Source organism: Lysinibacillus sp. FSL K6-0102 (assembly GCF_038003545.1).
In the GTDB taxonomy this organism is placed as follows: domain Bacteria; phylum Bacillota; class Bacilli; order Bacillales_A; family Planococcaceae; genus Lysinibacillus; species Lysinibacillus capsici.
On sequence record NZ_JBBOPH010000001.1, the window covers coordinates 2,304,557 to 2,323,748 of the forward strand.

A 19,192-nucleotide genomic window follows, 5' to 3' on the forward strand; every position below is an offset into this window, starting at 1 on the left:
GGAGGGTGGTGAAGCACAGGCATGTCAAATCTAAAAGGTGCAATTTTGGCGATGGCACTATGGGTTGGTGTAGTGTTTCCTTTCTTATTAAGTTTTGGAATTGATTCTTTGCAACAGCGTGCTTATCTCAGTACAACAGAAAAAATAGCAGAGCTTCTTAAACAAGAAGGTGGCGTTTCCGAACAAGTACAACAGGTAGCGAATAATTTAAAGGGCAAAGGCTACATAGTGACCTTTTCTAAACCTAGTTTAGTTCAGTTTGGAGAAGAAATTGTTATTAATTATCAATATGAGTATCAAAATGTACGTGGTAAACAAAAGTTAGCTACACAAAATAAAGTGGTAATAGACAAACGTATAGTCGCAGGTGGCGGTAATCCTACCACGCCAAAGGAACCTCAAACATATTCTGTGACAACGCCTGAATCGTTAAATGCCAATGGTGAATTTACGTTTAACATACCAGGATTAAAAAATATACTAAATGTAACTTCCAATACTGGAAATGTTGAAATTGTGCGTGTTAACGGTGAAGAAGTAACAGCGAGAGTTTCTAATGGAGCCATCTCAAGGAAAGCTCAAACAGGTGGAGCATTTATTCCAGCTGATACGAAATTTGTTCGAGTTACAGAAAAACGAAGTAGTCCAAGAGTAGCGAAATACTTGAATTATAATCAAGATGGGTATGTAGGTAAGCTACAATACGTTGGATATTCAGGAACAGCACCAAGTAAACAAGTAACAGGTGATAATTTGTGTATACATTTGGTAGCTGGAAGCTCTTCATATTATGTTTATAAAGATGGAGATTGGATTCGTACTAGCGGAACAACAGCTTGTAGTAACACTGTTTTCAAGTACAAAGAAACAGATCCAAATGGTGTAACTTGGGTAGGTGATTTAATTGATTATGAGGATACCTTTTTCGATGAACCTAAATATGTTTATAGAGCTGGGGAATCATCACTAGAATTATTAAACAGTGTCGAATATCCATATAAACCCGATCTTAATTCCATTGTCCCTAACCCTAAAAATGGAGATACCCTTGAAATTTTAGCTACTAAGGGTATTCGTAAATTTACTGGTATAGCTTTTGACAATTCTAAAGGTAATCCAAGTTGGGATTACGAAGGATACGTCACAAGATCAGAATCAGATACACGTACTTACGCCAACTACTATCAATATCAACTACAATTTGAGTACATGAGTAATTGAGGACGATAAAACATTCTAACTTTAAATGTTAGAACCGAAAGGTTTAGCAGAGTGGTGAGTCATTTCACAAGAAGGGAGTGAGAGATTCCGTATGTCTAATCTAAAAGGTGCTATTCTGGCCACAGCGTTGTTTGCAGCTGTGGTTTTTCCTTTTCTTCTCATGATGTCTATCGATGCTTTCCATCAACATGCCTTTTTAAAGATGACAGAAGAGGTTACAGAGCTTGTCAAAGAAGAAGGCGGTGTATCTGAACATGTTTCACAAGTAGCTGAAAGATTAAAGAAAAAGGATTTAACGGTGACTTTCTCTAAGCCAGGACTTGTTAAATTTGGAGAAGATATTGTTATTGGGTATGAATACAACTACCAAAATGTGAGTGGTAAGAAAACTCTAGATGGTCAAGATAAAATCGTGATTATGAAGCGTTCCATAGGGAAAAACGGGAATAATTCGAATGAAACCAATCCCCCAACTGTGATCACAAAATCATATTTTGCAAGAACGCCTGAATCATTGCAGCCAGATAAAGAGTACACATTTACGGTACCAGGATTAAAAAATCTGCTGGGTGTATCTGCAGATATGGGGAAAGTAGAAGTTGTACGTGTTGAAGGGGAGAAAGTGACCGTTAAAGTATCAGGTGGAAAAGTAGTAAAGACAGTACAAACAGGTGGAACAAATACGCTAGCAGATGAAAAATATGTGACAGGTGAAGATACAGCTGCGTATAACCAAAATGGTTATACAGGCACCCTAGAACGCTATCTTTATAGTGGGAAACTTATGTCAGCTGATAGTAAGGTGATCACGACAACTAAAACATCCTTATTTACTAGCGTTTTCCCAGGTTCTATTGATTATGGATCAGATGGCTATCATGGCACTTTGTTGAAGAATGGAAATCCAGTTAAAATAATTTTTAGTGGTGAATACACACCTTCAGATACAAAATGGATCGAGGGTGCTACAGCCGAAAAATACAACCATGATGGTTATGTAGGAACATTAGAACGCTATACGGTAAGTGGGGAGTATATTCCAGAAAAAAATATTTCTGATTCATTGACAAGTATTACAAATACATTTCCTGACACCATTGTAAAAGATGGGGTTACTTTGTATAGAACAGGTGATTCTAAGAAAAGTATATTAACAGATCAAGAAACTAAAACTATATCTATTGAGGTAGGTGGTCCTAGATGGCATTGGGCAAAAGAATCACCTTCTTCGACTTATAATTATTCAAAAGATGGACATATAGGTACATTACAGGCAATTGGAAACCCAACTTATTCAACAAAACATAGCTCAGAATGGACTCCTGCTATAGTAGGAATTCATAATACTAACTATTACTCTAACAATTTAAGTGAATTAAACGGCCAGGTTAAAGATATAAATATCAATCCTAATGGGAGGCTAAATGCTGAAAGCGCAATAGAGTATATTGTTAGAGCAAATGAAGCTACTTTAAGAGCACTAGGGAGAGTAAACCCTAAAATAATCGAAAATAGTATACGCTGGAAAAGTAGTATAGAATACGGAAACTTCTTGTATAATGGCATTTATTATCCATATAAGAGGGTAATCACAGCAGATTATACGTATGATGTTTTCCGATGGTTTCAAGTCTACGGTGGAAACGTAACAAAAGATGCTGTATATCAATATACACAAGAATACAGTGCAGTACTACCAGCATCAGATTCACGTGTATATGCTTATAAGGGAACAGTAACAAAGCCAGCTACTGATACACGAATATATGAATATGTACAGGATTACACTGGTACGGTTACAAGACCTGAAATGGATACGCGTATTTATAAGTACCGAGGAACAGTGGTAAGACCAGCCACTGATACACGTACTTATGAGGATTATTACCAATATTCTCTTCATTTCCAATATAGGTAGGTGAACTGTCTAGATCAGATCAACTACTTCAATTAAATCAAGTGTACTGTAGAACCTTCTTTTAATGAAAGGGGTGAGAGATTTCATATGTCTAACCTAAAGGGTGCTATTTTGGCCACAGCGTTGTTTGCAGCTGTGGTTTTTCCTTTTCTTCTTATGATGTCTATCGATGCTTTTCAACAACATGCCTTTTTGAAGATGACAGAAGAGGTTACGGAGCTTGTCAAAGAAGAAGGCGGTGTGTCTGAACATGTTTCACAAGTAGTTCAAAGATTAAAGAAAAAGGATTTAACAGTGACTTTCTCTAAGCCAGGGCTTGTTAAGTTTGGAGAAGAAATTGTTATTGGGTATAAATACAACTATCAAAATGCGCGTGGTAAGAAAACGCTAGATGGTCAAGATAAAATTGTGATTATGAAGCGTTCCACAGGTAAAAATGGTGGTAATTCTAATGAACCTAATCTGCCAACTGAGATTGCAAAGTCATACTCTACAAAAACACCTGAGTCATTGCAGCCAGATAAAGAGTACATTTACGGTGCCAGGGTTAAAAAATCTGCTGGGTGTATCTGCAGATATGGGAAAAGTAGAAGTTGTACGTGTTGATGGTGAGAAAGTAACTGTTAAAGTATCAGGTGGAAAAGTTGTAAAGACGATACAAACAGGTGGAACAAATACGCTGGCAGATGAAAAATATGTGACAGGCGAGGACTCAGCTGCGTATAACCAAAATGGTTACACAGGCACCCTAGAACGCTATCTTTATAGTGGGAAACTTATGCCAGCTGATAGTAAGGTGATCACGACAACTAAAACATCCTTATTTACTAGCATTTTCCCAGGTTCTATTGATTATGGAACAGATGGCTATCATGGCACTTTGTTGAAGAATGGGGATCCAGTTAAAACGATTTTTAGTGGTGAATACACACCTTCAGATACAAAATGGATAGAAGGTGCTACAGCTAAAGATTACAATAAAAACGGTTATACAGGCGAGCTTGAAAGATATGTTGTAAGTGGCGTATACATCCCTAGCGAGAGTAGATATGTAGAGGGCCAGGATCAAGCCTATTACAACCAAAATGGCTATACAGGTATGTTAGAACAATATGTTACTGGTTGGAAAGAGGTATTAGTAGATCGTTATGCTGATTATGTTGTACCCACAGGATTGAGCTGTCCTGCAGTATATCCAGGTGGCAGTTATCCTTTGTATGACTACACAGAGGATGTAATGGGGGCAAAAACGTGTTATTACAAGTACACTGTTTCTGAAAATATCATTATTAACAAATATCGTGGCACAGTAACAAAACCAGGTATAGACACACGTGTATATGCTTATAAGGGAACAGTAACGAAGCCAGCTACTGATACACGAATATATGAATATGTACAGGATTACACTGGTACGGTTACAAGACCTGAAATGGATACACGTATTTATAAATACCGTGGAACAGTGGTAAGACCAGCCTCTGATACGCGTACTTATGAGGATTATTACCAGTATGAATTGAATTTCCAATACAAATAAGGTGAGATATATGAAAAAATTTCTCAAAAAGACAATTTGGTTTTTGTTTTTTGCATTTGTAGCTGCTATAGCTTATATAAATACGGACTATGGGAATATTGCCCCTCAAAGAGAGCAACAAGAAATCAAACACGTTCAGATGTAACTACTACATCCAGAGCGTGTTTTTTGTTGGAATTTGAAAGAAAGGAGTAAGGTCTATGAATGAAACAAAATATTTACAACGTTTAGCACAACCTAAAGGACTTCTTGTTTTCTCTATAGTTTTTTGGTCATTCATGTTTTTTGTTTCGAATTTTGTGCTTGCATTCCTTCAATCTATACTGGCATCGTTCCATCAATTCCAGGCAGATCCCAAGAGTGTATCTTTTTCGATTGATTGGCGAAGCTTTTTAGATTTTCAGTCAACTTGGATTCCATTTTATATAGGGTTTGCAATTCTAAGCACAATAGGATTTGTGAAATTTATCTATAAAATTCGCTTGAATTTTGTGGATTTGAATAAAGGGCAGCACGGCACTAGTGAATTTGAACAGGTGCGTGAATTAAAAAAGCAATACAAAATTATACCTGCTGCAGAAAAAGAATATGACGGTGATGGTGGCGTCATTATTTCAGCTTTACAGGAAAAAGGGCGTCCGTACCGTCTATTAATCGATGAAGGACCCATTCATACGATGGTTATTGGGATTACGAGATCGGGTAAAGGGGAAACTTTTGTATTTCCTCAGATAGATGTACTGAGTCGAGCCAAAAATAAGCCCTCCTTAGTTGTCAACGATCCAAAAGGGGAACTTGCAGCTGCTAGTTATGACACGCTAATTGCTCGTGGTTACGAAGTGCATGTATTTAATTTAATACAACAATACATGGGAATGGGATTTAATCCATTACAAGTAGTTATCGATGCGTGGAAATCAGGAAATACGAGTTTAGCGCAACAGTATGCGAATAGCGTAGGGTTTATGCTATACAATGATCCATCAGCAAAAGATAAGTTTTGGTCCAACTCAGCTCAATCTTTGGTGACAGCAATCATTTTAGCCTTGACTGAAGATGCGCTCCTGACTGGTAAAGAAGATACGATTAACTTATATTCTGTGGCTAATTTCCTTTCTACACTTGGAAGTGATAATAACGAGGAGACAGGTGAAAACGCATTAGATTTATTCTTCCGAGCCAGAGATGAGGTCAATCCAGCTCGCATGATGTATGCAACAAGTAACTTTGCTGCTGGTAATACACGCGCAGGAATTTTCTCATCAGCGATGGATAAATTGCAAATTTTCACATTAGAACCCAATGCAAAACTTACAAGTTACAACAGTTTAGATTTAACAGAAGTCGGATTTGGCGACAAGCCAATCGCGATTTTTATGGTAACGCCTGACTATGATAAATCGAACCACGTTTTGGCCAGTATTTTTGTGAGTCAATTATATCGAGTAAATGCTGAGAAGGCTACTATGAGTCCTAGTGGCAAAATGAAACGCCATGTACATGCTTTACTTGATGAATTTGGGAATATGCCAGTAGTGGATGGTATGGACGGTATGGTTACTGTAGGGGCTGGCCGAGGGTTTAGGTTCCATTTAATTATACAAGCTTATTCTCAAATGAAATCCCTATATGGTGATGACGCAGATACAATCATTGGTAACTGCTCTAACCAAATATATATTTTAACGAAAGATAAAGCGACAGCAGAACAGTTCTCCGCGCTCATTGGTACAAAAACAATTACAGATGTGAGTCGTAGTGGGAAATTACTGTCTACAGATAAGTCGCATAGTGAATCCGTGAAAGAACGTGCATTACTGATGCCAGATGAATTAATGCAGTTAAAAGAAGGGGAATCTGTAGTCGTTCGTGCTAATAAGCGTCAAGATAATGAGCGTAGAAAAATTGTGCCTAAGCCTATTTTTAATACGGGCGTTACAGCTGCTAAGTTCCGTTGGGAGTATCTAGCAGAGGACTTTGATAATAGTAAGTCCATATTATCTCTACCCATTATGTCCACTAAGTATCACAATTTAAAGATGTCTGAAATGGTCTTCACTTCAAAAAGTGAAAGAGACCTTTTTGTTTGTATGTCTTCAGCGATGAGTACAGCAGAGTTTTCTAATTTGACAAGTACCTTGTATCAACTATTACAATCAACGGATGATTATTTAGATGAAATCCCTACCTGGTCATTTTTACAGCTCTTTAGTTATCTTACTTACGGATCAACGATTGAATCACTACCTATTGAACGTAGAATTTTCAAGGATTTAAAAAAATACTTACCAGATAAAGTTTTGAGGGAATGGACAGATATTCTGCGAGAACAACGCGAAAAAACGATGCAAAAAAACATGTCTTCAGCTCAAGATGAAAAGATAACAACTATTCAAAAATTGATTATGGAAGGGAGTCAATAAGATGTTTAACGAGTTGTTAAAGGAACGGTTGTTTGACGCTCATTTGGAGTTTTTCGGAAAAGATAAAAAGAAATTTCTAATCCATCGTATTTTATACGCTGTGGTTGTAACCATGCTGTATACAATGATCATTATGGTGATTAAAAAACCAATATTGTTAATTGGTTTGCCAGCTGGCTTTTATCTAGGATGGAAATTTGCTTATATAAAATTGCTGGCAACCAAGAAAAATATTGATGTAAAAAATTCCTTTTTGTTTCCGCAATTTTTGCAGAGCTTCATAGCATTACTACCGAGTTCAGGAAATGTCTATCAAACATTGAAAGTAGCGTTGAAATATACGCCTGATCCATTGGATAAAGAATTGATCAAACTTATTCAGAAAATCGAGAATGGAAATGATCGAAATGCCTATTTAGAATTTGCGGATTATATAGGTTCTAGTGAGGCTTACATGGTTATGAATATGATTTACCAATTTAGTGAACAAGGTGTAGAAAAGGAATCTATACAGGAATTAGAGCGATATATCCAAAACCTTCAGGAAAATAAGGTTGATGAATTGATACAACATAAGATGAATGCAAGCGATAAATTTGGTTTATTTCCAATTCTAATATCGCTTTTTTTAGTGGGTGGATTTGCTGGTGTCATTTTCTTGCACTACATGACGAATGTGACAGATGCATTAAATACCATGCCTAAATAGACTTTAAACAATATGACAAAGGAGGATGGTGGTGAATGTCTAAGGAAACGTTTGAAATTATTGAAAATGTTGCCCTTTTGCGAACTGCTGATACGGGATGGACAAGGGAATTGTCAAAAGTAAGTTGGTATCATAAACCAACTACTATTGATATACGGTGGTGGTCTCCTCAAAAAGAAAAAGCAGGAAAAGGCGTATCACTTACGATGGAAGAAGCCCAACTATTGTTGGAAGGATTGCAAAAATGTTTGTCTATTGAACAAATGGAGGTATAAAAAATGAACGTAATGAGCGATCAGGAACGTCTAGAAGAAAGAATTAATGAAATATTGGAGCAAAGTTTTTTAGGGCCTTATTTGAAACAATTAACTATCACAGATATTAGATTTAATGGAACACAATTGAGGATACAAGATAATGAAAAAGGACGATATTTAGCGCCAGACCAGCCAAGTAAAGAAGACGTGCAAAGACTTGTGAAACAAATATCAGATATTCAAAAAGGTAATTTTTCGCACACTGAGCCACAATTGGATACAGAAATCGGTATTTTACGGATCAGCGGCACACATCAACGTATTAGCATTGACGGTGTTAATCTTGCCATTCGTGTTTCTCGTCCTCATTTAGCGATTAGTTCAATAGCTGCTTTAGTGACAGGAGATCATGAGCCCGTAGAGCAATTGTTTAAAGTATTAACGCTTGCCGAAAGTAATCTTATCATTTGTGGACGAACAGGTTCAGGAAAGACAGAATTTCAAAAACTGTTAGTTGGATATACAGCTGAAGATGCAAACATTGTATTAATTGAAGATACACGGGATAGTCATATAAAAACATTATACCCTGAAAAGGATATTACAAGTTGGAAAACAATACCTGGTGTGTTTGAAATGAGCGATGGTGTGAAAGCAGCACTTCGAAATAACCCTGATTGGACCATTATCGCTGAGATCCGAGGTGCAGTAGCTGCAGATGTATTAGATAGTGCTAAAACCGATCATGCCATTATCTCTACTTTACACGCTAAAGGGGCCATGAATATCCCATCTCGCTTGATTCCGATGATTCGACAATCACCAGCTTATGCGATTATTGATGATCAATTAATTGGAAATGAAATCGTAGAATTTTTACGTTGGGGTTGCTATTTACAAGGGACAAGGACCAAAGAAGGAAAAACTGTTCGAAGAATCAAAGAATTGGCCGAGTATACGGAGTTTACTTCTAAAGGAACAGTAGGAAATTATGTGTATAGAGAAGTGAAAGTAAGGGATCAAAAGACAGGTGAATATCGTATCGAACAACGTTATCATCCTTTATCAGAAAAAACATTGGCGGAACTAGAAGATAAAGAATTAATTCATTTAGTTCCAGACGTATTTTTGCCAAAAGGGAGGCAGTAAACTGTCATGAAACAATTATTAAAAGAAGCTCGTGTTTTGTTCTATGGCTGGGAAATCGCGTTTTATTTACTAATATGGTTCTTGGCCAACTATCAGTTTTTCTATCTCATTTCAAAAGAGCGCACCATTAGTATTATTGTTGGCTGCATAGGTGCTCTCTTTTTCTTTTTTGTCTTTACGGTACAAAATCGCCAATTAAAAAAATATCAAATGCATTTAAGTGAGCTATTAAAGTATGTCACGAACATGATCTTCTTTCTACAAACAGGTGAAAATGTGCTTCATGCATTTAAGGAAACGAAAGCAACTGTCCATCCAGACATACAAAAAGCAATTGAAATCAGTATTCAACAGTTAGAAAAAGAGGCTCAATTAAATACAAAACAGTTTGAAAAGTATGATTTTCCTACCTTAGATCAGTTTCATCAAAATTTAAAGATTCAATATGAGCATGGCGGTAATCCAGGTGACTTATTTAGCCAAATACATAAAAACATGATATTTGAGCTAAAGAAACGTGATGAATTATACCGTAAACGTAGAGGTTTCGCGATGGCCGTGTACATGTTGCTAGGCATGGTAATGGGGATCTCATTAATGCTGCGTTTTATCGTTGGGGAACTATGGGACACGTTTTTAAACGTTGGTTATGCTGGTCTAGGCGTGTTACTAATAACACAAGTATTTGCTTTTTTAAACCTATACTTTTTACAGAAAAGAAGTATGGATATATCGATTCGCTACTAAATATATAAAACAAAGGGATTCGCCAATTTTGGGGAATCCTTTTAAAAAGGGGATTATACAATGGTATTGCCGTTTGATACACATGAAATTTATATTTCAATTGACCGTTTTGATGAAGAAGGAGGTTACGCTGATTATTATAAGTTGAAAAGTGATTTTACTAAAATAAGTGTTGAAAAAATACCTATGACAACAAGGGATAAACCTTTAATAGTATTAAACGAGTCGCAATTCCTTTCAGCAAAGTCATTTTTAATGAATAAGCAAAACCCATTTCAAATGAGTAAAGATGAAGCGATTATTTATTATAAAATTGGGTTTATTACTAAAGATGAGCTAGACAACTTCATTCATACCTAGTCATTTACTTTAATTATAAAATTAGTTTTGTTGTAATTAGCAACAAATTGGGTTATACTAATACTATCAAATGAAGTATATACAAAGGGGTGTAAAACGATGGAGAAATCTTTAAATTACGAACAAACTTTCAAAATCGAAGTATTAAACGAATTTTCTAATGGTGTCTATGCACGATTACTAAATTTTATCTTGAAAAATGGTGTTGATAAAAACGATAGTAATAACTTTTATGTTAGTCTGTTACAACAGTTCTCAGAAATGCTTAATGTAGACTTATTTAAAATGTCAAATGTTGAATTAGATAATGTTAAGTCTTATTGGGAGAATATGAACGATTACATTAAAGGAATCACAAAGGAAAAATCAGCATGAATAAGTTTGATCTCGCTTATTTTTCAGAAGATGAGTTCCAGGAACGTTTGCAATTTACCATAGATAGATTAAGTAAAAAAAAGAAGCCTTTTCAAAAGCCAGTTGCTTATCTTTTAGGGGGACAAGCAGGTGCAGGGAAAACTACATTACATGCTATTATAAAGGATAAATTGAACAACGATGTTATAACCATCGATAATGATACATTTAAACAAATGCATCCTAATTTTGATTTACTGGTTGAAAAATACGGTAAAGATTATGTGGCACATGTTACGCCCTTTTCTAACAAAATGACTGAAGCCTTGATTGAACATTTTAGTAGCCAGGGTTTCAATTTAACTATTGAAGGCACTTTACGAACAATTGAAACGCCTATGCAGACTGCTACATCTTTAAAAGAAAAAGGCTATGAAGTCAACCTTTATGCAATGGCAGTATCAAAAGATTTGTCTTATCTAGGTACAATAGAGAGATATGAATCAATGTATTTAATCGATCCACAAACAGCAAGATCAACTGATAAGGTTATCCATGACACAATAGTTTCAAATTTGCCTGATAACCTCGATATGCTTTTTAATAGTGGTTACTTCGCTGAAATTAGTCTTTTCACAAGAGAAGGAACAAAAGTATATTCTAGTGTTGATACGCCTTCTATTAGTCCAAAACAAATTATTTATGAAGCTTTAAATCAAGAAATACCCAAAGATGTATTGATTAATAAAATTGATCATATTATCCAATTGACTAAACACAACAATCATCAAGTGCCAGATCTGTTACATTGGCGGAAGGAACTGATACGACAACCTATTTCTCCTTTCCAAGACGATGAGAAGAAACAAGACAAAGTATTTAATAAAGTAAATAAAAATAAGGTTTTTGAACGTTAAGGAAGAGATGTCATTGGAAAAAGTATATTTAAGCCAAACTGATATTGGAAAATTGACCGAAAAAGTAGGCTGGGGAGATCGTCGGAAAATTGCTGTTCTAATAGGCAGAAATCAATTTCCTCCACACGATGTACGAATAGGAAGTACGAAAGGTTGGAAAAAAGAAACGATTGACCAGTGGTTCGAAGACGTAGTGGAGAAAGATTTAAAGAAAAAGCCAAAAATACCTCTGAAGCCACAAGTCTAAGGTAGCCTAAAACTATGAGAAAAGTACACATAAAAAAAGAGGATTCGCCAAAAATGGTGAGTCTTTTTTCATGGAAATAAATTGATTATTTTAACAGATATGGTATAATGTAGTTATAGAAACTTCCTATTTAATAGTTATTGGTTTGAAATATAGATTGAGCAAAAAAATACCATTTGTTGAAGGAGGAAAACGAAATGAGAAACAAATTATTTATGGCGACATTAGCAGCTGCTATTGCTGTTCCAGTGATGGTGGCACCTATTCCGACTCATTATGCTGAGGCTGCAGGAACAAAAGGAACTGTAGTATTGGCCAATAATCCTTTCAAAGATGTAAAAGTAAATTCTCCATACTATAAAATTATTCATGAAATGCGAGATGCTGGGATCATTCAAGGCTATGAAGACGGTACTTTCCGTCCAGATACAACAATCAGCCGTCAACACGCTGCTGCATTAGTTAGCCGTGCGCTGAAAATCAATGATTTAACACTTGAAAAAACAAAGGATTTTAAGCAGCCAAAGGATCTACGTACAGATAGTCCTTTTTACAATGACATCAAGGACTTAGTAGAGGCAGGGCTTTTAGAATTAGACAGCCAGGGCAATGTAAACCCGAATAAGCCTTTGACACGTGGGGAAATGGCGAAAATTATTGCTGTAGCTTTCAATCTTGAAGTGAAGGCAGATTATGTGTTTGGGGATGTAAAAGGTTCAAAATATGAGGAATACGTGAAAGCATTATATTCAAATGGCGTAACGACAGGTTATGAGGACTATACGTTTAAATTGAATGGTTCTTTAACGCGTGTTCACTATGTCCTTTTCATGCACCGTGCTATGAATATAGATGCTGATTTCGTAGCAGAGCCAATTCCAACACCAACACCGAAACCAACGCCAGAACCAAAACCTGATCCTAAACCAACAACTAAGAGTCCAGTTAAGTATAGCGATTGGAGCTATCAGGATATTAAAACAAAAATCCCTCGTCCAGCTGGCTATGTAGCAGGTGAACATGAGAAGAAGAATGCTGAAATTTTAAAAGAGCTTATCATAGAAAATGGACATAGAGGTAAGGGGAGTTTTAATATAGAGTCCAAATCTTGGAATTCTTCTTCATTTACATTTGAAGAAAAATTACGTTTCAATGCCGAATATGCTGGTGTAACTTACGAGGAATACGTCTCCATTATTAATCAAGTGATTAAAACAGGAGAGGTTTATGATGGTGGAACCTTTGCAATGTACTTTAATTATCAAAACGGAATGATTTATGAATCTGGAACAGATCAAGCTCGGTAATAAAATATCAAATTTCAAAGACCTTTATTTTAAAGGTCTTTTTTGTATGGAGAAAGGGTGAATATACGTGTTAAAACGGGTTATTTCTATTTTTTGCTTAATTATTTTATTATTTTCTATCTTTAACTTTGAAGGTAATAAGCCCCTAGAAGTGGCTGCTGCTACCACAGCCCCCATTAAGGACACTATAACTCTTACAGTGAAGTTTCCTGATACTGTTGGAGAAGGGTTTGGAATAGAACCCACTGATCCTGAAGAAATTCATCAGATGGTGGATAGTAAAGGAAAAACGCACCCACACCGTACAGGATGGGGAGCTATTAAATATGAGTGCGTAAGAACAGATACAGATTACATTGCTGGTTATGACTACTATGGGAACCCTATATGGGATGTTCATACAGTGTCAGGTTGGAGACAAAAGGAAGACTACAGCACAGAAGATAGCCATGTTCCACATCAGCCTGCTGAAGTTAAAAAAGAGATCGTTGAAAAGTATGGAGAAGAGATGTACGAACTAGCAGAAGCTGCAGGCGCTGTATTCTATTATGACGACACAACACCCATTCCTGCTCGTTTCCTTACAGGAGATATAGGGGACTATAACCGACGAGTAAACGGTACAACAGGTCGCTATTCGATTTATTATAAAGACACTACCTATACTGATAGTCATTGCCAGAATGGAGAAAAGGCTTATTTTTATAGAAATAATGATTTCTTTGTCACAACAACTTTTGATGTTGAGTGGAAAGAGCCAGAAGATAAGCAAGGAACAGGTTTAGGGAGAGCATATTGGGAATTAGAAAGAACGGATAAAAATGACCTCAGTGAAGTAGCTGTCTATAGTAGCTTTAAGGGAGAATACGATAAACATGTTGCAGTTCGAAACATTAAACATACAGTAAATCTTGACACGAAACATGTTGAACAAGAAGGACCGATTGAATTTACGATCAACGCAAAACAAGTCCAAAACAAGGACATGCAGTATGGCTTTGAATATGAGTATACCAACAAAGAAATTGGTTGGGTTTGCACAGGGAAAGGCGAAGATCGAGAATGTCATTGGGATGATCGTCCCGATTGGCGAGCCGTTCAAAAATTTGAATTAGGTGGTTCAATTCCAGTTGATCATCAACAAAAGAAAGCCGAAAAATCGGATAAATTAGATGGTGTTTTAGTGAAAAAATGGGTCGTTGGTAGAGAAGATAAGTATGGTCCATCGAAAGAATCAAAAGCGTATTATGAACAATATCATCGTGCTGAAGGGAATGAATGGCAGGATGAGATAAATTTAAAAACACAAACTACTTTGCCTATGACACCAGGAAAATTATTGTATAGCGTAGAGCTACCTTCAGGTAAACATAAAGACGGTGACTTTTATCCACTTATGAAAACACAAAGTTCGGGTACTTATAAAGCAGCTGAATTAGACGAAAGCCTACAAGCTGAGTTTGAGGATGGCGTACAGCTTCAACAAAAAGTAATGAAAGATATGGGGATGAAAGGTGATCAACGGCAGTTCGAAGGGGAATTTGTTTCTGATTTGTTTTTCACGGCCTCTGGAACAGGCTTTATGTCGGGCTATAACTATGCGGAAAAGGTGAAGCAAGCGATTAATAATGATCAAGCACTACCGAGTTTCGCGCAAGTAATACAAGAGGGTGCAGCTAAAGGGGAAGCAGACTTTGTTCAATACACAAACGTGCCATTTGAGGATGAATGGGTCTTTACAAGTTCAGAAGAGGATCTTCCTCACTTACAACGTTATTCTTTACCAATTACACCGTACTCTCAATTAATGCCGAATGAAACGTACAAAAATCAATTAGAGTTAGTGGATATGGGATTAAGCGATCTGAGCTTTACATTTGATCAATCCTTTAGCTTTGAACATTTCTTATTTGGTTCGGGGTATGATGATGCCTGGATTATTGAGCAGCCAGAATCAAGAGTGCCTGTGACTGTATTTGAGACGGTGGAGTTAACGCATGAACAAGTGAAAAAACTTGCTAAAGCTGAAAGACAACACTCTAATAACAAAATTCATAACTTCCGATTTGTGGATCGGACTTTCCCTGATAAAGTAAGAGAAATAAGAGGCGCGCGATAAAATGACTATGATTTATCTGATAATCATTCCTATCCTAGTCTTTGTTATTTCATATTTTTGTGCAAGATATGTCGTATGGCCGATTTTCAAGATAATTAGTCAAATAGATAAGGATTCACCACAAATGGTGAGTCCTTTTTCTATTAAAAAGTTTGAATGTAAAAAATAAGAAGGGAGGATTCGTTAATGGAAGATAATGAAATTATCGAGAAACATAAGATACTGGAATCCATTTTGCATGTGAGTGATGGCTTTCTTTGGCAAGATGTGTTTAGGGCGCTTGGAAGTGGCATTATCTACACATTAAGCTGGTTGAATCAATTATTAGAAGACATCGTGACCAAAATTATTACACTGAATGACTTTTATGCTACGGGCGCAATGGGAGAGTTTATGGATAAAGCAAGACCATTAATATGGATTGTATTCTTTATAGCTCTTGTGGTTCTGGGCTTTCAATTTATGTTAAATAAAGTGGAAAAACGGAATGAAATTCTACTGAATATTGTGATGGCCGTATGTTTTATCGTCATCATTCCAGATTTAATGTCTAATATGCAGAAGATTATTGGTGTCGGAATTGAACAAATGAATCCTGAAAATGAGACGCTTGCTAGTAATATGATCAAAAGTAATGTGGCTGACGTTTTGTATTATGCCGAACATGATTTTCAATTTGCCAGTAGTACACGTGGGGATGAAAGTTCACCTCCAAGACCTGCAAGTAAAGAAAATAGTTCCATAGGAACTACAGATTATACCTATGCAAATCGTTTTTCGGATTCATCAGCCTTGCACATCCCCTTTTTACAAAAGCTTGATTTGCATGAAGATGATGGCTGGCTTTTTAAAGAAGATTGGGTAAAGCAATTAAGTGATGAGTCAAAAGAGGTTTTAAAAACGAAATCAGTTCCGACAGGTGTTGGCGACAGTTATCAAGTCGAAGAATTACAAGATAATGCGGTCCCTATGACGAAAATAGGTCGAGAAACTTATTATCGTTATCATGTCAATTGGCTGTCTTTAATTGTGTCCTTACTGGTAACGTCTATTGCGTTAGGTATCACAGTTCTAAAAATTGGCCGTGCTATTTTTGATCTAGCGTTCCATCAAATTTTTGGTATGTTCATTGCAGCGAGTGACCTTACAGGTGGACAACGGACAAAAAAAGTATTGGTGGAAATGGTCAATACTTTTGTCGTGATCTTTATAATGACGGGCCTCCTCCAACTATTCGTTTTGTTTGTTAATTGGGCAAACGGATTAAAGACGGATATTGGGATGTTTGGTGTCGTCATACTCATGATTGCTGGGGCTTGGGCATTGATTGATGCTCCTGATATTGTTCAACGTATGCTTGGTATTGATGCAGGTTTACGAAATGGATGGCAAGCGATGATGGGAGCTTATGCAGGAGGTAAAGCATTGACAGCTGGCGCACAGGCGCTTAAAAACGTAGCTCAAAAAGGTGCTGCTACTGTAGCAGGTGGCGCAAATATGGCGAAGAGAACTGTCGAAGGAATGCGTACAGAAACACCGTCAGAGGTAGGAAAACGTACTTCTGTGCCAGCGATACCTGGTAGTGGCGATGTAAAAACCATGCCAAAATCAGATGAACAGCATTCAAATGCTACTATGGGGGGTACTTCAGATTCTATCCCGTCATCGGTTGAAAGTGATGGATTGAATGCACATGATCAGATAGCTGCAACTTCACAAGATTATGAGCCAATTCCATCTAGTGATAACAGTAACCAAGTGGGTATGCCAGGCAGTATGGGAAGTGTTCAACCTGGTCAAATACCAAGTCAAGGTGGAAAGGAAAAAGGAAGTCCACCAATCCAACCAAAGACAGTAACAACACCAGCTAAACCACCAACAAATACAAGCACAAGTGATGTTTCACAACGGGGTGCTATGCAACGTCAAGAAAGTCAACCTATATCAGGAAGTCCTAGTGTTGATTCTTCAATACAAAGTGTAACTGGTCATGATGGCGACATGCACCAGGGACCAATTCAGCGACAAGAACATGAGCCAATTCCATCTAGTGAAACAATCCCGTCTGAAGGGATCTCAACACAGTCAAGTACACCAGGCGTGACAAGACAAGTAGATACAGCAGCAACTATTCCAACAGGAGGTCCAAACGTTCGTCAAACAAGTGAAGCAATCCCGTCTGAAGGGATCTCAACACAGCCAAGTACATCAGGCGTGACAAGACAAGTAGATACAGCAGCAACTATTCCAACAGGAGGTCCAAACGTTCGTCAAACAAGTGAAGCAATCCCGTCTGAAGGGATCTCAACACAGTCAAGTACACCAGGCATGACAAGTTCAGCAAATACAGGAAATGTTCCAATGAGGTCGAACGTCCGACAAGCAAGTGAAGTAATCCCACCTGGAAGGGTTACACAACAGGCAGGCACATCAGGAGTAATAACACCATCAAGTACAGGAAATGTATCGACAGGTTCGAACAAACGTCAAACAAATGAAACAATCCCATCTGTAGGAGTTGCACCACAACCAAATACACCAGGAGTGACAGCTCCAACGGTTATAGGAAATGGGCATCAAACTGTTACTAGTGGAGTAGTTCAACAAGGTGCTTCAGGAAATGTCCAACATGTTGCACCGCAAAATTCGACACAGGCACAAGTAGTTAGTCAACCAACAGGAGGATCAAACGTTGTACAGCAAGGACCAGTTGTTTCGACTGTAGGAGGACAAGGTGGTATTGTTCAGCCTAATCAAAAGTCAACTACCATTGATCCTAAAACATATGGACATAAACAGGTGGTGCATACAAATACCATTCTTGGTGGTAATCCATCTGTACAACAACTGAAAGAAAGCGTGACACGTGCTGGTAATAGTGGTTTTACACTTGGTCAAAATATTCGTCGTATGACCAATAATATAGGAAAAGGAAAAAGACAAGGGAGTGACCAAGAATAATGTATGACATTCCAAAAGAAATTAAGGCAAAGCCTAAAATTGTTGGTTTAGAAGTAAAGGAGTTAATCATTTTGTTGGTTAGCTTCTTTCTGTTTTTCACCGTATTAAAAGATTTAGTACATGGTATTTTGTTTATTCCTTATATATTGATGGCAAGTGGTACCTTGTTTTGGATGGTATTGCCTTCTAGGAATAACCCTCGACTCAAAAATTACATGTCATTGTATTTATATTTCAAGCGTAATAAATACACTTATCATGCATTAGATGTCAAAAAAATTATGAATGATTATTTATATGGAGAGGGGGATCATCGTGAATAAAGAGGAAATCAAGCCAATTATTGTCCCTTCTTATACCGAGGAAAAAGTGTCTAAAAAAAGCTTCCTTAAAAAGTATCCTTTTTTTCTAAAGAATAAAAAGGCAAAAAAGAAGGTTGAAAGAAAATCTCATGTTTTACGGAAGACGCCTATGATTATGCCATTTATCGATATAACTGACGAGTACATTGTGATGAAAAAAGGGTACTTTATGGACATCTTTCAAATTATGCCTAGTGATTTACACTCACTAACGGATAACGATATAACAGTAAAACTTTTAGAAAATGCACGCTTTTATCGTAGTTTTTCATCTCAGCACAAAGTTGTAGGGTTAAACTTTCCAGCCAATACAGAAAAGCAAAGGCTGTATTGGGAAAGAAAAAAAGAGAAAACGACAGATCCATTACGTTTACGTTTTATCAACAGAAAGTTATTTGAGTTAGAGTTTTTAGAACGCGAACGGACAAACCGTGAATTTTTCTTGTTTATCTATGCGAAGTCAACTCAGACTTTAGAGGATGAAAAAAAACAAGTAGTGCGAGGGATGCGACAATCATTCCCTTTGCAAGCTTTAACAAAAGAAAAGAAGCAAGACATTTTATTTATGATGTCTAATCAAAATTCTAAATTATAAGTAGAG

Annotated in this window: 18 protein-coding genes; all 18 read left to right on the forward strand. The window is 36.9% G+C overall.

Annotated features, from left to right (window positions below; all coding sequences use genetic code 11):
* Positions 1 to 21 precede the first annotated feature (21 nt).
* The 18 genes from NYE73_RS11650 (at position 22) to NYE73_RS11735 (ending at position 19,186) form a co-directional block, all read left to right on the forward strand.
* Positions 22 to 1,221, forward strand: a complete 1,200-nt coding sequence (locus tag NYE73_RS11650; protein WP_259950613.1) for a hypothetical protein — start codon at positions 22 to 24, stop codon at positions 1,219 to 1,221.
* Positions 1,222 to 1,312: 91 nt separating this feature from the next.
* The gene (locus NYE73_RS11655) at positions 1,313 to 3,139 is read left to right on the forward strand and encodes a hypothetical protein (RefSeq protein ID WP_259950614.1); all 1,827 of its coding nucleotides are present in this window, start codon (positions 1,313 to 1,315) and stop codon (positions 3,137 to 3,139) included.
* 87 nt (positions 3,140 to 3,226) lie between these two features.
* Entirely contained in the window at positions 3,227 to 3,745 is a 519-nt protein-coding gene (locus NYE73_RS11660) for a hypothetical protein (RefSeq protein WP_259950615.1), read from the forward strand.
* Positions 3,717 to 4,679 carry a hypothetical protein gene (locus NYE73_RS11665; RefSeq protein ID WP_259956365.1) on the forward strand — a complete coding sequence of 321 codons (963 nt, stop codon included), beginning with the start codon at positions 3,717 to 3,719 and terminating at the stop codon, positions 4,677 to 4,679. The genes NYE73_RS11660 and NYE73_RS11665 overlap by 29 nt, the downstream gene beginning before the upstream one ends.
* Positions 4,680 to 4,879: 200 nt before the next feature.
* Positions 4,880 to 7,102: a VirD4-like conjugal transfer protein, CD1115 family gene (locus NYE73_RS11670; protein WP_259950617.1), complete on the forward strand. Its 2,223-nt coding sequence runs from the start codon at positions 4,880 to 4,882 to the stop codon at positions 7,100 to 7,102.
* Position 7,103: 1 nt separating this feature from the next.
* Positions 7,104 to 7,811 carry a flagellar assembly protein FlaJ gene (locus NYE73_RS11675; protein WP_259950618.1) on the forward strand — a complete coding sequence of 236 codons (708 nt, stop codon included), beginning with the start codon at positions 7,104 to 7,106 and terminating at the stop codon, positions 7,809 to 7,811.
* Positions 7,812 to 7,846: 35 nt separating this feature from the next.
* Positions 7,847 to 8,086, forward strand: a complete 240-nt coding sequence (locus tag NYE73_RS11680; protein ID WP_004230933.1) for a YdbC family protein — start codon at positions 7,847 to 7,849, stop codon at positions 8,084 to 8,086.
* Between the two features lie 3 nt (positions 8,087 to 8,089).
* Positions 8,090 to 9,217, forward strand: coding sequence for an ATPase, T2SS/T4P/T4SS family (locus tag NYE73_RS11685; protein ID WP_004230935.1), 1,128 nt, complete (start codon positions 8,090 to 8,092; stop codon positions 9,215 to 9,217).
* A gap of 6 nt (positions 9,218 to 9,223) precedes the next feature.
* Positions 9,224 to 9,964, forward strand: coding sequence for a type II secretion system F family protein (locus NYE73_RS11690; RefSeq protein WP_004230936.1), 741 nt, complete (start codon positions 9,224 to 9,226; stop codon positions 9,962 to 9,964).
* A 60-nt stretch (positions 9,965 to 10,024) separates the two neighbouring features.
* Positions 10,025 to 10,324 (forward strand): hypothetical protein, encoded by a 300-nt coding sequence (locus NYE73_RS11695; RefSeq protein ID WP_004230937.1) that lies wholly within the window; start codon positions 10,025 to 10,027, stop codon positions 10,322 to 10,324.
* 99 nt (positions 10,325 to 10,423) lie between these two features.
* Positions 10,424 to 10,699 carry a hypothetical protein gene (locus NYE73_RS11700; RefSeq protein WP_004230939.1) on the forward strand — a complete coding sequence of 92 codons (276 nt, stop codon included), beginning with the start codon at positions 10,424 to 10,426 and terminating at the stop codon, positions 10,697 to 10,699.
* On the forward strand, positions 10,696 to 11,595 hold the full coding sequence (locus NYE73_RS11705) for a zeta toxin family protein (protein ID WP_004230941.1): 900 nt from the start codon (positions 10,696 to 10,698) through the stop codon (positions 11,593 to 11,595). The genes NYE73_RS11700 and NYE73_RS11705 overlap by 4 nt, the downstream gene beginning before the upstream one ends.
* A gap of 13 nt (positions 11,596 to 11,608) precedes the next feature.
* A complete protein-coding gene (locus NYE73_RS11710) occupies positions 11,609 to 11,842 on the forward strand; it encodes a hypothetical protein (protein WP_004230943.1) in 234 nt (77 codons plus the stop codon).
* Positions 11,843 to 12,039: 197 nt separating this feature from the next.
* Positions 12,040 to 13,149: an S-layer homology domain-containing protein gene (locus tag NYE73_RS11715; protein ID WP_216486345.1), complete on the forward strand. Its 1,110-nt coding sequence runs from the start codon at positions 12,040 to 12,042 to the stop codon at positions 13,147 to 13,149.
* 67 nt (positions 13,150 to 13,216) lie between these two features.
* Positions 13,217 to 15,268, forward strand: coding sequence for a hypothetical protein (locus NYE73_RS11720; RefSeq protein ID WP_259950620.1), 2,052 nt, complete (start codon positions 13,217 to 13,219; stop codon positions 15,266 to 15,268).
* Positions 15,269 to 15,454: 186 nt separating this feature from the next.
* Positions 15,455 to 18,229 carry a pLS20_p028 family conjugation system transmembrane protein gene (locus NYE73_RS11725; RefSeq protein WP_259950622.1) on the forward strand — a complete coding sequence of 925 codons (2,775 nt, stop codon included), beginning with the start codon at positions 15,455 to 15,457 and terminating at the stop codon, positions 18,227 to 18,229.
* Positions 18,229 to 18,552, forward strand: a complete 324-nt coding sequence (locus NYE73_RS11730) for a DUF5592 family protein (RefSeq protein ID WP_004233211.1) — start codon at positions 18,229 to 18,231, stop codon at positions 18,550 to 18,552. The genes NYE73_RS11725 and NYE73_RS11730 overlap by 1 nt, the downstream gene beginning before the upstream one ends.
* Positions 18,545 to 19,186, forward strand: coding sequence for a hypothetical protein (locus NYE73_RS11735; RefSeq protein WP_216486337.1), 642 nt, complete (start codon positions 18,545 to 18,547; stop codon positions 19,184 to 19,186). Before NYE73_RS11730 ends, NYE73_RS11735 begins: the two co-directional genes overlap by 8 nt.
* The last annotated feature ends 6 nt before the right edge of the window (positions 19,187 to 19,192 follow it).

Coding starts and splice junctions, on each gene's coding strand:
- NYE73_RS11650 (WP_259950613.1), top strand. CDS start 22: ATGTCAAATCTAAAAGGTGCAATTTTGGCGATGGCACTATGGGTTGGT.
- NYE73_RS11655 (WP_259950614.1), top strand. CDS start 1,313: ATGTCTAATCTAAAAGGTGCTATTCTGGCCACAGCGTTGTTTGCAGCT.
- NYE73_RS11660 (WP_259950615.1), top strand. CDS start 3,227: ATGTCTAACCTAAAGGGTGCTATTTTGGCCACAGCGTTGTTTGCAGCT.
- NYE73_RS11665 (WP_259956365.1), top strand. CDS start 3,717: ATGGGAAAAGTAGAAGTTGTACGTGTTGATGGTGAGAAAGTAACTGTT.
- NYE73_RS11670 (WP_259950617.1), top strand. CDS start 4,880: ATGAATGAAACAAAATATTTACAACGTTTAGCACAACCTAAAGGACTT.
- NYE73_RS11675 (WP_259950618.1), top strand. CDS start 7,104: ATGTTTAACGAGTTGTTAAAGGAACGGTTGTTTGACGCTCATTTGGAG.
- NYE73_RS11680 (WP_004230933.1), top strand. CDS start 7,847: ATGTCTAAGGAAACGTTTGAAATTATTGAAAATGTTGCCCTTTTGCGA.
- NYE73_RS11685 (WP_004230935.1), top strand. CDS start 8,090: ATGAACGTAATGAGCGATCAGGAACGTCTAGAAGAAAGAATTAATGAA.
- NYE73_RS11690 (WP_004230936.1), top strand. CDS start 9,224: ATGAAACAATTATTAAAAGAAGCTCGTGTTTTGTTCTATGGCTGGGAA.
- NYE73_RS11695 (WP_004230937.1), top strand. CDS start 10,025: ATGGTATTGCCGTTTGATACACATGAAATTTATATTTCAATTGACCGT.
- NYE73_RS11700 (WP_004230939.1), top strand. CDS start 10,424: ATGGAGAAATCTTTAAATTACGAACAAACTTTCAAAATCGAAGTATTA.
- NYE73_RS11705 (WP_004230941.1), top strand. CDS start 10,696: ATGAATAAGTTTGATCTCGCTTATTTTTCAGAAGATGAGTTCCAGGAA.
- NYE73_RS11715 (WP_216486345.1), top strand. CDS start 12,040: ATGAGAAACAAATTATTTATGGCGACATTAGCAGCTGCTATTGCTGTT.
- NYE73_RS11725 (WP_259950622.1), top strand. CDS start 15,455: ATGGAAGATAATGAAATTATCGAGAAACATAAGATACTGGAATCCATT.
- NYE73_RS11730 (WP_004233211.1), top strand. CDS start 18,229: ATGTATGACATTCCAAAAGAAATTAAGGCAAAGCCTAAAATTGTTGGT.